At 63.1% G+C, this 14,379-nt stretch carries 15 protein-coding genes; 8 read left to right on the plus strand and 7 right to left on the minus strand.

What is annotated here, in order from left to right:
- The first annotated feature begins 22 nt into the window (after positions 1–22).
- Complete coding sequence (locus ACIPZ5_RS17400; RefSeq protein WP_054885073.1) at positions 23–601, plus strand: DJ-1/PfpI family protein; 579 nt, start codon at positions 23–25, stop codon at positions 599–601.
- Positions 602–715: 114 nt separating this feature from the next.
- Here the strand turns inward: ACIPZ5_RS17400 and ACIPZ5_RS17405 are convergent, their stop codons facing one another.
- A complete protein-coding gene (locus ACIPZ5_RS17405) occupies positions 716–1,114 on the minus strand; it encodes a nuclear transport factor 2 family protein (protein WP_313713722.1) in 399 nt (132 codons plus the stop codon).
- A gap of 115 nt (positions 1,115–1,229) precedes the next feature.
- Between ACIPZ5_RS17405 and ACIPZ5_RS17410 the strand changes: the two genes are divergently transcribed.
- Positions 1,230–1,820, plus strand: coding sequence for a GNAT family N-acetyltransferase (locus ACIPZ5_RS17410; RefSeq protein ID WP_343598724.1), 591 nt, complete (start codon positions 1,230–1,232; stop codon positions 1,818–1,820).
- Positions 1,817–2,689, plus strand: a complete 873-nt coding sequence (locus ACIPZ5_RS17415) for a carbon-nitrogen hydrolase family protein (protein ID WP_343598723.1) — start codon at positions 1,817–1,819, stop codon at positions 2,687–2,689. The genes ACIPZ5_RS17410 and ACIPZ5_RS17415 overlap by 4 nt, the downstream gene beginning before the upstream one ends.
- Before the next feature lie 103 nt (positions 2,690–2,792).
- Here ACIPZ5_RS17415 and ACIPZ5_RS17420 read toward each other — a convergent pair whose 3' ends face one another.
- Complete coding sequence (locus ACIPZ5_RS17420; protein ID WP_110635935.1) at positions 2,793–4,316, minus strand: fumarate hydratase; 1,524 nt, start codon at positions 4,314–4,316, stop codon at positions 2,793–2,795.
- Positions 4,317–4,566: 250 nt separating this feature from the next.
- Here ACIPZ5_RS17420 and ACIPZ5_RS17425 point away from each other — a divergent pair, with 250 nt between their 5' ends.
- The gene (locus ACIPZ5_RS17425; RefSeq protein WP_400809807.1) at positions 4,567–5,487 is read left to right on the plus strand and encodes an iron-sulfur-binding ferredoxin reductase; all 921 of its coding nucleotides are present in this window, start codon (positions 4,567–4,569) and stop codon (positions 5,485–5,487) included.
- Positions 5,488–5,636: 149 nt separating this feature from the next.
- Here ACIPZ5_RS17425 and pyk read toward each other — a convergent pair whose 3' ends face one another.
- Positions 5,637–7,091 (minus strand): pyruvate kinase, encoded by a 1,455-nt coding sequence (pyk, locus tag ACIPZ5_RS17430; RefSeq protein WP_343598721.1) that lies wholly within the window; start codon positions 7,089–7,091, stop codon positions 5,637–5,639.
- Positions 7,092–7,271: 180 nt separating this feature from the next.
- Here pyk and ACIPZ5_RS17435 point away from each other — a divergent pair, with 180 nt between their 5' ends.
- The 3 genes from ACIPZ5_RS17435 to sbcB all read left to right on the plus strand — a co-directional run bounded on the left by ACIPZ5_RS17435 (position 7,272) and on the right by sbcB (position 9,626).
- Entirely contained in the window at positions 7,272–7,658 is a 387-nt protein-coding gene (locus ACIPZ5_RS17435) for a tol-pal system YbgF family protein (RefSeq protein ID WP_261941419.1), read from the plus strand.
- Positions 7,659–7,783: 125 nt separating this feature from the next.
- Positions 7,784–8,143, plus strand: a complete 360-nt coding sequence (locus ACIPZ5_RS17440) for a PilZ domain-containing protein (protein ID WP_085675132.1) — start codon at positions 7,784–7,786, stop codon at positions 8,141–8,143.
- Between the two features lie 46 nt (positions 8,144–8,189).
- Positions 8,190–9,626, plus strand: coding sequence for an exodeoxyribonuclease I (gene sbcB / locus ACIPZ5_RS17445; protein WP_343598720.1), 1,437 nt, complete (start codon positions 8,190–8,192; stop codon positions 9,624–9,626).
- A gap of 70 nt (positions 9,627–9,696) precedes the next feature.
- On the opposite strand, the gene mvaT is transcribed toward sbcB, so the two are convergent.
- The gene (gene mvaT / locus ACIPZ5_RS17450; RefSeq protein ID WP_313714259.1) at positions 9,697–10,074 is read right to left on the minus strand and encodes a histone-like nucleoid-structuring protein MvaT; all 378 of its coding nucleotides are present in this window, start codon (positions 10,072–10,074) and stop codon (positions 9,697–9,699) included.
- Between the two features lie 296 nt (positions 10,075–10,370).
- On the opposite strand from mvaT, the gene purU reads away from it, so the two are divergent.
- Positions 10,371–11,222, plus strand: coding sequence for a formyltetrahydrofolate deformylase (purU, locus tag ACIPZ5_RS17455; protein WP_261941416.1), 852 nt, complete (start codon positions 10,371–10,373; stop codon positions 11,220–11,222).
- A gap of 188 nt (positions 11,223–11,410) precedes the next feature.
- On the opposite strand, the gene ACIPZ5_RS17460 is transcribed toward purU, so the two are convergent.
- The 3 genes from ACIPZ5_RS17460 to ACIPZ5_RS17470 are packed head-to-tail and all read right to left on the minus strand — an operon-like array spanning position 11,411 to position 14,278.
- A complete protein-coding gene (locus tag ACIPZ5_RS17460; RefSeq protein ID WP_400809809.1) occupies positions 11,411–12,403 on the minus strand; it encodes a lysylphosphatidylglycerol synthase transmembrane domain-containing protein in 993 nt (330 codons plus the stop codon).
- On the minus strand, positions 12,400–13,164 hold the full coding sequence (locus tag ACIPZ5_RS17465) for a DUF2334 domain-containing protein (protein ID WP_343598717.1): 765 nt from the start codon (positions 13,162–13,164) through the stop codon (positions 12,400–12,402). The genes ACIPZ5_RS17460 and ACIPZ5_RS17465 overlap by 4 nt, the downstream gene beginning before the upstream one ends.
- Complete coding sequence (locus ACIPZ5_RS17470) at positions 13,157–14,278, minus strand: glycosyltransferase family 1 protein (RefSeq protein ID WP_343598716.1); 1,122 nt, start codon at positions 14,276–14,278, stop codon at positions 13,157–13,159. Before ACIPZ5_RS17470 ends, ACIPZ5_RS17465 begins: the two co-directional genes overlap by 8 nt.
- Between the last annotated feature and the right edge of the window lie 101 nt (positions 14,279–14,379).

The raw sequence follows: 14,379 nt of genomic DNA on the forward strand, positions 1-14,379 counted from the left end.
GGCAATCGAAGGAGTGGGTGCGATGACGGCGAAGAAGATTCTCATGCTGGTTGGCGACTATGTCGAAGATTACGAGGCCATGGTGCCGTTCCAGGCGCTGAGCATGGTCGGCCACACGGTGCATGCGGTGTGCCCGGAGAAGGTCGCGGGGCAGACCGTGCGCACGGCGATTCATGATTTCGAAGGCGAGCAGACCTACAGCGAAAAGCCAGGGCACAACTTTGCCCTGAACTACGATTTCGTGCGGGTGCGGGCCGAAGGCTACGACGCTTTGCTGATTCCAGGTGGCCGTGCGCCCGAGTACCTGCGCCTGGATGAAAAGGTGCTGGAGCTGGTGCGGGCGTTCGACCAGGCCGGCAAGCCGATTGCGGCGGTGTGCCACGGCGCGCAGTTGTTGGCGGCGGCAGGCGTGCTGGAAGGGCGCGAGTGCAGTGCGTATCCGGCCTGTGCACCGGAAGTGCGCCTGGCCGGTGGTACGTTCATCGATATCGCGGTGGACCAGGCACATGTCGATGGCAACCTGGTGACCGCGCCCGCCTGGCCGGCGCATCCGGCCTGGCTGGCGGCCTTTCTCAAGGTATTAGGTACCCGTATCGCCTGACAGACGCGGTCAAGTTGTGGGAGCGGGCGCGCCCGCGAAGAATCCAACGCGGTGCATGGCACCGGCTGCGCCGGTGTTCGCGGGCTCGCCCGCTCCCACAGAGACCGTGTTGCTTCAGGCAACCTGCTCGACCCAGTCATTGAGGTTGTAGTAGTTGGTCACCCGGGCAATCTTGCCGCAGTGAATGTAGAAGAATGCCCCCGCCGGCAGCACATAGGTCTGCCCATTGGCTGCCGGCAACCCTTCGTCGTCGGCCAGGTATTCGCCATGCACGGTGAACTCCGCCGCCGCGCGGCTACCGTCGGGGTTCTGCATCACCACGATGTCGGCCAGGCGCTCGCGGTAGCAACGGTTCATCTTGTCCATGAATGCCGCGAACTTTGCCTTGCCCATCTGCCGCTCGCCCTGGTTGATGTCGTGGATCACGTCTTCGCTGAGCAGGGCCAGGAAGGCTGGCATGTCGCCGGCATTGAAGGCGGCGTAGTAAGCATTTACCAGTTCGGTAGCGGTCATGGAACAATACCTGTCGTGTAGGGAAAAGGCGGTGTGCTGGCTCGGATGATAGGGTTTCCCCTCAAGCCCGGCTTAGCCGAGCGCGTCATCCACATCGACAAAACGACCGCCAAGCATGGAAATACGCCTGTTGCACGGCGCCGCTATCGCGCCCTACATCGATGACCTCGCTCGCCTGCGCCTGACCGTGTTTCGCGAGTTTCCCTACCTCTACGACGGCACCCCGGAGTACGAAGCCGACTACCTGGCCAGCTACACCCGTTCCGGGCGCAGCCTGGTGGTGCTGGCCCTGGACGATGGCCAGGTGGTTGGCGCTTCGACTGGCCTGCCGCTGGTGGATGTGGCCCCGGAGTTCCAGCAGCCGTTCCTGGCCCTGGGGCGCGACCCGGCCAGCGTCTACTACTTCGGTGAATCGCTGGTACTGCCGGAGTACCGTGGTCGTGGCCTGGGCGTGCGCTTCTTCATCGAGCGCGAGTCCTATGCCCACAAACTGGCCGAATTCGACTTCTGCGCGTTCTGTGCCGTGGAGCGCCCGGGTATGCATCCGCGCCGGCCTGCGGACTACAAGCCACTGCACGGCTTCTGGCGTAACCGCGGCTTCCTGCATGATCCCTCCTTGCGCACCCGCTACGCCTGGCGTGATCTGGACGAGCCGGAAAGTTCGGAAAAGATCATGTCGTTCTGGACCAAGGAGCTGCCGATTTGATCCGCCTTGCGGCCTGCCAGTACGCCATCGAACTGCATGAAACCTGGGATGCCTATGCCGACCACCTGCAGGCTTTGTGTGCCGAGGCCGTGGAGGCGGGCGCCCAGCTGCTGTTGCTGCCGGAATACGCCGGGCTGGTGCTCAGCGGCCAGTTGCCGGCCGAGCAGCGTGGCGACCTCAAGGCCTCGATCGCCGGCATCCAGCCGCTGATCGAGCCTTGGTTGGCGTTGTGCGAAGGGATTGCCCGGCGCTGGGGTATCTACCTGCAGCCAGGTAGCCTGCCTGTGCTCGACCTCGATGGGCTATACCGCAACCGTGCCTGGCTGTTCGGCCCCAAGGGTGTGCTCGGCTACCAGGACAAGCTGATGATGACTCGCTTCGAGCGGGAGCAGTGGGGCATTGCCCCAGGTGACGGGCTGCAGGTTTTCGACACCGATCTTGGCCGCCTGGGCATCCTGATCTGCTATGACAATGAGTTCCCGATGCTGGCCCGGCGCCTGGCCGAGGGTGGTGCCGACCTGATCCTGGCGCCGAGCTGCACCGACACCGAGGCAGGCTACCATCGGGTGCGCATTGGTGCGCAGGCACGCGCCCTGGAAAACCAGATAGCCGTGCTGCAAAGCCCGACAGTAGGTGTGGCGCCATGGTCGCCGGCCCTGGATGAGAACATCGGCCGGGCTGGGCTGTTCGTTCCGCCAGATCACGGGATGCCGGTGGACGGAGTGGTCGCGCTGAGTGAGGCGTTGAGCCCGGTGAGCAGCCAGTGGCTGATGTGTGAGGTGAATCTTGAGGAGGTGCGGCGGGTGAGGCAGGAAGGGCAGGTGTTTACCCGCAGGGACTGGCCGGAGCAATTCGACAGAGTTGTGTAGACCTGTTGCGGCCTGTTCGCGGTGAACCCGCTCCCACAGGGAGATTGCGATCCCTTGTGGGAGCGGGCTTGCCCGCGAAGCAGGCGCCGCGTTTACATCAGGCTTACTTCACTTCGACTGCCAGGCTCTGGGCAATCTTGCTCTGCCACAGGGCAGGGCCAGTGATGTGCACCGACTCACCGTTGCTGTCGACAGCGACGGTCACCGGCATGTCCTTGACCTCGAACTCGTAGATCGCTTCCATGCCCAGCTCGGCGAAGGCCAGGACCTTCGACTTGCGGATGGCCTGGGCCACCAGGTAGGCAGCGCCGCCCACGGCCATCAGGTACACGGCCTTGTTGTCCTTGATCGCTTCGATCGCGGTCGGGCCACGCTCGGACTTGCCGATCATGCCCAGCAGGCCAGTCTGCTCGAGAATCTGGCGGGTGAACTTGTCCATGCGGGTGGCAGTGGTCGGGCCGGCTGGGCCTACCACTTCGTCACCGACCGGGTCGACCGGGCCGACGTAGTAGATGAAGCGGCCTTTGAGGTCGACCGGCAGTTCTTCACCGCGGTTGAGCATCTCGACCATGCGCTTGTGCGCAGCGTCGCGGCCGGTGAGCATCTTGCCGTTGAGCAGGATGGTCTCGCCCGGCTTCCAGCTGGCGACTTCTTCCGGGGTGATGTCGTCGAGGTTGACGCGACGGGCGCTCGGGCCGGCTTCCCAGACGATTTCCGGGTAGGCGTCCAGCGACGGCGCTTCCAGCTCGGCCGGGCCGTTGCCGTCGAGCACGAAGTGGGCGTGACGGGTGGCGGCGCAGTTCGGGATCATGCACACCGGCAGCGAGGCGGCGTGAGTCGGGTAGTCCATGATCTTGACGTCGAGCACGGTGGTCAGGCCGCCCAGGCCCTGGGCACCGATACCCAGCTGGTTGACCTTCTCGAACAGCTCCAGGCGGATCTCTTCGAGGCGGTTCTGCGGGCCACGAGCTTTCAGTTCGTGGATGTCGATGGACTCCATCAACACTTCCTTGGCCATCACCGCAGCCTTCTCGGCGGTACCGCCGATGCCGATGCCGAGCATGCCAGGCGGGCACCAGCCAGCGCCCATGGTCGGCACGGTCTTCAGCACCCAGTCGACGATCGAGTCGGACGGGTTGAGCATGGCCATCTTCGACTTGTTCTCCGAACCGCCGCCTTTGGCTGCGACGTCGACTTCGACCTTGTCGCCCGGGACGATGGAGTAGTGGATGACCGCCGGGGTGTTGTCCTTGGTGTTCTTGCGGGCACCGGCCGGGTCGGCCAGGATCGAGGCGCGCAGGACGTTTTCAGGCAGGTTGTAGGCGCGACGCACACCTTCGTTGATCATGTCGTCGACGCTCATGGTGGCGCCGTCCCAGCGCACGTCCATGCCCACGCGGATGAACACGGTGACGATACCGGTGTCCTGGCAGATCGGGCGGTGGCCGGTGGCGCACATGCGCGAGTTGATCAGGATCTGGGCGATCGAGTCGCGTGCGGCAGGCGATTCTTCACGCAGGTAGGCTTCGTGCATCGCCTGTATGAAATCGACGGGGTGGTAGTACGAGATGAATTGCAGGGCGTCGGCGACGCTCTGAATCAGGTCGTCTTGCTTGATCACGGTCATGCAGCGCGCTCCTCTTAAAGACGGGAACATTCAAAAAGACGCTCGACGGTGCCGACCAGCGTGTCGAAGCGCCTTGCAAGGCGCGCCGGCAGGCTGGCCGACGCAAAAGGGCGCGGCAGTATAGCGCGCCTCACCGCGCGAAACACCTGCGCGTGGTCTGGACCATGGTCGGCAGGGGGCAGGCATCCTTTTTGCTGCCAATGCGCGCTTGGCATACAGTGACCCGGTGATCGATGGAGAAAGACTTACCATGCCTGAACTTTGCGTGGGCGCGCGCCGCTGGACGGTGCCGACCGGCAGCAACCTGCTCGATGCCCTCAACGAGGCAGGGCTGAATGTGCCCTACAGCTGCCGTGCCGGCAGCTGCCACGCCTGCCTGGTGCATTGCCTGGAAGGGCAGCCGGTGGATGCCCTGCCCGAAGCCCTGACGCTGGACAAGCATGCCCTGGGCTGGCGCCTGGCCTGCCAGTGCCGGGTGGTCGATGACCTGCGCGTGGCGGTGTTCGACCCGCAGCAGGACGGGGTGCCGGCGCGAGTGTGTGCAGTAGATTGGTTCGGCGATGTGTTGCGCTTGCGGCTGCGAGCGGAGCGGGCGTTGCGTTATCAGGCGGGGCAGCATGTGGTGCTGTGGAACGGCGCTGTTGCAAGGCCCTACTCGCTGGCCAGCCTGCCGGGCGAAGACGACTTTCTGGAGTTTCATGTCGACTGCCAGCGGCCGGGGGCCTTTTGCGACAAGGCCCGTGCGCTGCAGGTGGGCGACCAGCTGCGTCTCGGTGAGTTCAGGGGCGGGGCTTTGCACTACGACCCGGATTGGCAGGCCCGGCCGCTCTGGCTGTTGGCAGCGGGCACCGGGCTGGCGCCGCTGTGGGGCATCTTGCGCGAAGCTTTGCGCCAGGGGCATCAAGGGGAGATTCGGGTGGTGCATGTGGCGCGGGACAGCGCTGCGCACTATCTGGCCGAGCCGCTGCTGCAACTGGCGGGGGTAAAGGTCGAGCTGGTGCTGGCGGAGCGGATGGAGGAAGCGCTGGCCGGGTTGCGGCCGTCATCGCGGCAGACGGTGGCATTGGTGTGTGGGGCGCCGGGGAGTGTCGAGCGATTCGCGCGGCGACTGTTCATTGCCGGGGTGCCGCGGGGGCAGGTGTTTGCAGATGTGTTCGTTGAGCATGCCTGAGGCATTGGTATTGATTGGTATTGAAAGTGCTGGCCTCTTCGCGGGGCAAGCCCGCTCCCACAGTTACAGCGCAGGCCTTGAGCCTTGCACAATCCCTGTGGGAGCGGGCTTGCCCCGCGAAAGGGCCGCAAAGCGGCCCCGGGATGCTATCAGCCGACCAGCGGATCACCGACGTGCAGGATCTTCATGCCGTTGGTGCCACCGATGGTGTGGTAGCTGTCACCCTTGGTCAGGATCACCCAGTCACCTTGCTCCACCAGGCCGCGCTTGAGCAGCTCGTCGACGGCCGCCTGGCTGACCTTGTCGGCCGGCAGCGAAGCCGGGTCGAAGGCGATCGGGTAGACGCCGCGGAACATGTTGGCCCGGGCTTGGGTGGCGCGGTGCGGCGACAGCGCGAAGATCGGCACGTGCGAGCGCAGGCGCGACATGATCAGCGGGGTGTAGCCACTTTCGGTCAGGGCGATGATCGCCTTCACACCCGGGAAGTGGTTGGCCGTGTACATGGCTGCCAGGGCGATGCTTTCGTCGCAGCGCTCGAAGGTGGTGTGCAGGCGGTGGCTGGACTTCTGGCTGGTCGGGTGCTTCTCGGCGCCCGAGCAGATACGGGCCATGGCCTGTACGGCTTCGATCGGGTAGGCGCCAGCGGCGCTTTCGGCCGACAGCATCACCGCATCGGTGTTGTCCAGCACGGCGTTGGCCACGTCGGACACTTCGGCGCGGGTCGGCATCGGGTTCTGGATCATCGACTCCATCATCTGGGTGGCGACGATCACTGCCTTGTTGTTACGGCGGGCGTGCTGGATGATCTTCTTCTGGATGGCGATCAGCTCGGCGTCGCCGATTTCCACACCCAGGTCGCCGCGGGCAACCATCACGGCGTCGGAGGCAGCGATCAGCTTGTCCAGGGTGTCGTCATCGGCAACGGCCTCGGCACGTTCGATCTTGGCCACCAGCCAGGCGCTGCCGCCGGCTTCGTCACGCAGCTTGCGCGCATATTCCATGTCGCTGGCATCGCGGGGGAAGGAAACGGCCAGGTAGTCCAGGTCCATTTCTGCGGCCAGCTTGATGTCGGCCTTGTCTTTTTCGGTCAGGGCCGGAGCGGTCAGGCCGCCACCTTTGCGGTTGATGCCTTTGTGGTCCGACAGTGGGCCACCGATGATCACCACGCAGTGCAGGGCATCTGCGGTGGCAGTCTCGACGCGCATGACCACACGGCCGTCGTCGAGCAGCAGTTCATCACCGACGCCGCAGTCCTTGACCAGGTCGGGATAGTCGATACCGACGATGTCCTGGTTGCCTTCGGTCAGCGGGTGGGCGGTGGAGAAGGTGAACTTGTCACCGATCTTCAGTTCGATGCGCTTGTTGGCGAACTTGGCGATGCGGATCTTCGGACCCTGCAGGTCGCCCAGCAGTGCGACATGGCGGCCGTTCTTGGCGGCGATGTCACGGATCAGGCGGGCGCGTGCCTTGTGCTCGTCCGGCGTGCCGTGGGAGAAGTTCAGGCGTGCCACGTCCAGGCCGGCGAGGATCAGCTGTTCGATTACTTCCGGCGAGTTGCTGGCGGGGCCAAGGGTAGCGACGATTTTGGTACGGCGGATGCTCATGCACAGACTCCTATAGTGAAGCGCAGCGAAAGGCTACTCCTCAATTGCGCTGTAGTCATTGTTCCGTTGCACTACCTGCGACCAATGCAGGGTGGCATTTGAACGGGTGGGAGTATCCTTGCAAAAGGCTGTGAAGATTTGCCGGCAATGGCCGATACACTGGCATCAAAGGAGATACCCATGCGCGCCCTGATCGTAATCGCCCTGGCGGCCAGCACTGTCGGCTGCACCCGCTGGTCCATGGACCACCACCTGAACAACGCCTACCGCGCCTATGACCGTGGCGATTGTTCGAAGGTCATGCTGGAGTTGTCGCAAGTCGACCGCACCAGCCGTGCGCGGCCGTTCATCCACCCGGAAGTGTCGCTGCTGCGTGGCCAGTGCCTGGAGCGCGACATGCTTTATGTGGATGCCGCGCAGACCTACGAATACCTGATCCAGCAGTACCCGGGCAATGAATATGCCTATCGGGCCAAGGCGCGCCTGGAGACCCTGGAGAAGCTCGGCCACTATCGTGCTGCAGAGGCGGCAGTGGCCAACCCGGTCAATACCCCCACTTGGCGTTAACACCAAGGTGTCGTTAATTTCACGGGATTTGCCCGGTGCGCTGCGCTAATCTGTAACTCAGCTGTTACAACAAACCGCCAGTACCTTGCATTCCTGGCATCAGGTACGGGACTGCAATCGCGATCATGTTCAACCAGCGCCATATCGAACGCCATCAGTTGCCTTGTGTGCTCAAGGTCTACAACCGCTTTACCGATCAGCCGATCGGTCAGCTGGGCAATGCCTCCGAAGATGGGATCATGCTGATCAGCTCGCTGCCTGTGCTGGTTGGCCCGGACTTCGAGCTGCAATTGCGCTTGCCACTGGCCGGTGGCGGGTTTCAGTTCATCAACCTGACCGCTAGTTGCCTGTGGTGCCGCGAAGACCAGACCCCGGGCCACTACGATTCCGGCTTCATGCTGCTGCAGGCGCCGCGCGAATACGATGAATTCGTCCGCTCGCTGCGCGACTATTTCAGTTTCCGCCCTGCCAACGCTTCCGCCTGAGCCTGGCTCCGCTAAAATCGGGTCGACCTCGAAACAGGACGACCCCGTGACTTCCAGCATCTTCTGGCACGACTACGAAACCACTGGCATCAACCCGCGCTGTGACCGGCCGCTGCAGGTTGCCGGTGTACGCACCGATCTCGACCTCAATGAGATCGAAGACCCGATCAGCCTCTACTGCCGCCCTTCGGACGATATCCTGCCGCACCCGGCCGCCTGCCTGGTCACCGGTATCACCCCCGAGCAACTAGCCAACCAGGGCCTGTGCGAAGCCGAGTTCATGACCCGGGTCCATGAGCAGCTGGCGCGCCCCGGCACCTGCGGTGCTGGCTACAACACCCTGCGCTTCGACGACGAAGTGACCCGCTACAGCCTGTACCGCAATTTCTTCGACCCCTATGCCCGCGAGTGGCAGGGCGGCAATAGCCGCTGGGACCTGATCGACGTGGTGCGTACCGCCTACGCCTTGCGCCCGGAAGGCATCGTCTGGCCGCAACAGGATGGGCGCACCAGCCTGCGCCTGGAATTGCTCAGCCAGGCCAATGGCATCGACCATGGGCATGCCCATGAAGCGCTTTCCGACGTACGGGCCACCATCGCCCTGGCACGCTTGATAAGGCAGAAACAACCCAAGTTGTACGAGTGGCTGTTCCAGTTGCGCAGCAAGCACAAAGTGATGGAGCAGATCCGTCTATTGCAGCCACTGGTGCATATTTCCGGGCGCTTTTCAGCGGCGCGTAATTATCTTGGCGTGGTCCTGCCGTTGGCCTGGCACCCGCGTAATCGCAATGCACTTATTGTGTGCGACCTGCATCAGGAAACCCTACCGTTAATAAGGGAAAGTGCCGAGGTGCTGCGCGAGCGCTTGTATACGCGACATGAGGAACTGTCTGAAGGACAATTACCGGTTCCGCTCAAGTTGGTGCAGATCAATCGCTGTCCGGTAGTCGCGCCGCTTTCGGTATTGCGCCCTGCCGATCAGCAACGACTGGGTATCGACTTGGCATTGATGCAATCACGTGCTGAACAACTGGCTAAGCAACAGTCTGCATGGCAAGACAAGCTCGAGGTTATCTACGGCAAAGAGGATTTTGCGGCGGTTGAAGACCCCGAGCAGCAGTTGTATGACGGTTTCATCGGTGACCGCGACCGCCGCCTGTGCGAGCAAGTTCGCACGCTGGACCCAGCTCAATTAGGCCACGGCCATTGGATGTTCGATGATCCGCGCCTGCCTGAGTTGTTGTTCCGTTACCGCGCGCGGAACTTCCCCGAGACCTTGAACAGCGAAGAGCGCCAGCGCTGGTATGGTTTCTGCCAGCAACGCCTGAGTGACCCGCAGTGGGGCGCACCGAACACCTTGGGTGATTTCGAGCAAGCCAGGCTGGGGGCCTTGGCCACCGCTGACGAGGCCGGGCGGCGGGTGCTGGACGCCTGGCAGGCGCATGCCCGCAACTTGCGTGAGCAGTTTGCTATCAACCCTTGAATGAGCAAACAAAAACGCCGGCTTCATGCCGGCGTTCTTGTTTGTATATGCAGCGCTTTGGTGTGGACAATCAGTCCAGCAGGGTCGCCCAGCTTTCAACCTCATTACCACCCCATTTGGCTTTCCATTCTTTCAGGGTCTTGTGGTTGCCGCCTTTGGTTTCGATCACTTCACCGTTGTGCGGGTTCTTGTATTGCTTGACCTTGCGCGCACGCTTGGTGGCAACAGGTTTCGCTGCACCGCGCGGGGCTTTGCTCAGTTTCGATTCCGGGTCGAGCAGGGCGATGACGTCGCGCAGCGACTTGGAGTATTCGCCCATCAGGGTGCGCAGTTTGCCTTCGAACTCCAGTTCTTTCTTCAGCTTGTCATCCTGAGACAGGTTGGCCAGGCGGGCCTGAAGTTCCTTGATGGCTTCTTCGGTAGCGCGGTATTCGTTGATCAGGGACATGGAGTGTTCCTTAATGCGTGTTCAGAAATGTGTGAGGCAATAATAGACAGGCAATACTCTCAAGTAAACATATTATTCGGCACGTAACTGTTATTAACCCTGTGACAAAATATCTCAAGATTAAGAAAAATTTACATATGCCCTGCAGTTGGTCCTGAATGTCATCAGGCTTTCGTCAGCCTGGCTCATACAGAGCCTTTGCCGGCCTGCGGCTACCGGCGGGTGCAATGCTTACTGCGTTTTTCTGGTCGGGCCGCTAGAATGAGCGCCTTTGCGAAGTTCTGGAGTGTTAATTCATGCGCACCTATCGTCTGGTGATCGCCTGCCCCGACCGTGTTGGCATCGTGGCGAAAGTCAGTAATTTCCTGGCCTTGTACAATGGCTGGATCAACGAAGCCAGCCACCACTCCGATGAGCAGAGCGGCTGGTTCTTCATGCGCCATGAAATCCGTGCTGAATCGCTGCCATTCGGTATCGAGGCGTTCCGCGAAGCCTTTGCGCCGATCGCCGAAGAGTTCTCCATGACCTGGCGTATCACTGACTCGGCGCAGAAGAAACGCGTCGTGCTGATGGCCAGCCGTGAATCGCACTGCCTTGCCGACCTGCTGCACCGCTGGCACACCGATGAACTGGATTGCGAGATTCCTTGTGTGATTTCCAACCACAACGACCTGCGCAGCATGGTCGAGTGGCATGGCATTCCGTTCTTCCACGTACCGGTAGACCCCAAGGACAAGGCCCCGGCCTTTGCCGAAGTGTCGCGCCTGGTGCAGGAGCACTCGGCTGACGTGGTGGTACTGGCGCGTTACATGCAAATCCTGCCGCCGCAGCTGTGCCAGGACTATGCCGAGAAGGTCATCAATATCCACCACAGCTTCCTGCCGTCGTTCGTCGGTGCCAAGCCTTACCACCAGGCGGCCCTGCGTGGCGTGAAGCTGATCGGTGCGACCTGCCACTACGTGACCGAAGAGCTGGACGCCGGCCCGATCATCGAGCAGGACGTGGTGCGTGTGAGCCACGCCGACAGCATCGAAGACATGGTCCGCTTCGGCCGTGACGTCGAGAAGATGGTGCTGGCCCGCGGCCTGCGCTATCACCTTGAGGATCGCGTTCTGGTGCACGGCAACAAGACCGTGGTATTCGACTGATACCGCATGGGGGCGCAACGCGCCCCCGACAATCGTGAGCGATACGGCAATGGCAAGATCACGCAATAACGCTACTGCCTCACCCCCGCCTACCCTGGGTGAGGGTTGCCTGGCCCGCTACGACCCCGAGGCCTTGAGCGACGACGACGGCACCGACTTCCCGGACGCCGCCGAGCTCTGGCGCCAGCTCAACCCGCCTGACGCCGCCAGCGCTCCAGCAACGGACGCGCCAGCAGGCAGACAAACACCGGCCCGCCCGCCAGCAGATAAAAGTAGTAAGTGATCGCCCGCCAGATCAGGATCGCCGCTGCGGCTGTGGAACTGCCCACCAGTGGTGTCAGCAGGCTGGCAGAGGTCAGCTCGGCAGCACCGGCACCCCCCGGTAGCAGGCTGAATTGCCCGGCGCTGAGTGACAGCATCTGCACCAGGAAACTCGGGATCCACGACAGCTCCGCCCCCAGGCCTTGCAGCACCAGGTACAGCACGCTGTAGCGCAGGCTCCAGTGCAGGCAGGTAAGGCTGAACACCAGCGCCAGGGTGCGTTTGGGCAACTGCCAGGTCTGTGCCAGGGCGTCGATGAAATGAAGCGCCTTGCGGGCCCAGCGGCGTCTGCGCCGGCCGGGCATGCCCAGGCGTTGCAGCATGCGGCCGTTGAAGCGCATCACCGCCCGACGGTAACGCAATAGCACGACGATGATGGCCAGGGCAGTGCACAGCAGCAGTGCGCTGCCCAGCAGCATGCTTTGCTGGCTGCGACCAAGACTGTGGAACAGGGCATAGCCGGCAATCGCCAACATGGCGCAGAAAAAGAACAGCAAATCGTTCAACTGGTCCATGGCAAACACCGCACCGCTGCGTGCCGGGCCGATGCGGTCACGTGCGAGCAGGGCCATGAGGGTGATCGGCCCACCACTGCCGCCAGGGGTGGTGCAAATGGCGAACTCGGTGGCCATCACCACGCCGAGGCTGCGCACACGGCCAAGCTGCGCCGCTTGCTGGCCCAGCAGCAGGCGCAGGCGGATGGCATTGATAACCCAGCACAGCAGGATCATGCCGAGTAGCACCAGCAACAGCCTGTTGTCGAAGGCCGACAGCCTGGGCAGCAGCTGGTTGCCGCCGAGCAGCGCCGGTACCATCAAGGCACCGGCCAGTGCCAGGGCCAGCCAGCCGAGGCGGTTCATGCGATCACCTGGCGCTCCAGCCAGGCCGACTTGGTGAGCGGCTCACGGCCTTGCAGCAGCAGTTTGTCGAGAGTGCGCAGCCAGTAGTTGCGCGCTGAGTGGTGGCGCATGTCCACCGGGTGCAAGCCCAGGCGCAGGGTTTCGGCCTTGCGCCAGCGCCGACACTGCCAATCGCAGACCACTTTTGACAGCCCCCGGCGCCAGGCGCTGCGTGCGCTCCATACCAGCCCTGGCGCCTCGAACGCGGTGAAGTCCGGCAAGCGATAAAGGTGCTGGGGCGTGCTGGTGTACCGCAGCGGCAGCTGGCTCAGGGCCTGCCGGGTGCCCTGGCTCATCAGCCAGGCTGGTGCGACAAAACCGGCCACTGGCCAGCCTTGCTCGGCGAACAGCGCCAGGCCTTGCTCCAGGCGCTGCATCGCCTGCGCCTGATCAAGGGCATAGAATTCGCCTTCATGGGTATAGATGCGCCGCATGAAGTATTCACCGAGACTGCGCGGCGTGGGCCCGTCGTCAGCGTGATAGAAGCCGTGCAGCGCCAGTTCGTCACCCCGCGCCAGGCGCCGCTCGAGCAGGCTACAGAAGGTCGGTGAGCGGGTCAGTGGGTTGCGGTGATGAAAGTCTGGCACCACCAGCCAGGTCATCGGCACATTGCCCATCTCGTCCACGGCCTGCACGAACGGCTGATAGTCCGGCCAGGTTTCCGGTGCGATATCGTGCAGCACCAACATCAGGCTGCGCGGTGCATAGTCGAGCTCAGCCATGGGCGCGCACCTGAGGCTGATGGCCGAGCACTGCCTGGTAGTGTTGCAGCAAGCCGGTCACCACCTTGTCCCACGAGTAATGTTGTTCCACATGCTGACGGGCCTGGGCGCCGAGCCTGTGCACACCGGCCTCGAATGCTTCGCGCACGGCCATGGCCATGGCCTGGCCATCGTTGGCCCGGCACAGGCGCCCGCAGTGCTCGTTGACAATCTCGCCAAAGGCCCCGGCGCGAACCGCGACGACCGGCGTGGCACTGGCCATGGCCTCGAGGATGACCAGGCCGAAGGTTTCCTGGTCGCCGGCATGTACCAGCAAGTCGGCACTGGCCATCAGGCGGGCGACTTCCTGCGGCGGGCGGAACTGGTCGATGACGCTGACGTTCTCGGGCACGTTGGCCGGCATGTTCGAACCGACCAGCAACAGGTGATAGCGGCGCCCCAGGTGTTGCATGCATTCGAGCAGCACCGGCAGGTTCTTTTCCCGTGAACCGCGCCCGGCATAGATGAGCAGGCGGCTGGTATCGGCGATGCCCAGCTGGGCTCGCAGGTGCGGGTCGCGATGGTCGGGGTGGAAGGTTTCCAGATCGACACCCAGGCGCTGCACGTGAACGTCGCGCACGCCCAGGCGACGCAGCTTGTCGGCCATCACCAGGCTCGGCGCCAGCACCCGGTCGAAATTGCCATACAGCTTGCTGACATAGGCTTCGACATTGGGCGTGAACCAGTTGCCCATGCGGTTGCTCACCAGCAGCGGCAGGTCGGAGTGGTAGAAGCCGATTACCGGCACGTCGAGCTTGCGCCGTGCTTCAAGTGCCGCCCAGGCGGTGAGGTAGGGGTCGCCGACTTCGATCAGGTCGGGCTTCAGGCGGCGCAGTACGTTGCACCAGGGGGCCAGGCGCACCGGGAAGCGGTAGCCCTTGCCGAATGGCAGCGGCGGAGCGGGGACCTGGTAGATGCCATCGGCATGGCTGGCGCTGGCGCCGGGGATCAGGAGGCTGTGGCGCACGCCCGGTAAGGCGTCGAGGCGGTGGTGTTTGGCATCGAGGTACGTCCGCACGCCGCCGCTGGCCGGGGCGTAGAACATGGTGATGTCGGCTATGTGCACGATCAGCATCCCTCCAGGATCGTCTTTGGGTCTGTCATCTGGCAATGACGCGCCTAAAGGTTGACCTACCAGAAGGATAGTTTGTTCGATCAGGGTTGGGCGGGAGGGCA

It is taken from the genome of Pseudomonas sp. NPDC089428 (genome assembly GCF_044749325.1).
Classification (GTDB): Bacteria; Pseudomonadota; Gammaproteobacteria; order Pseudomonadales; family Pseudomonadaceae; genus Aquipseudomonas.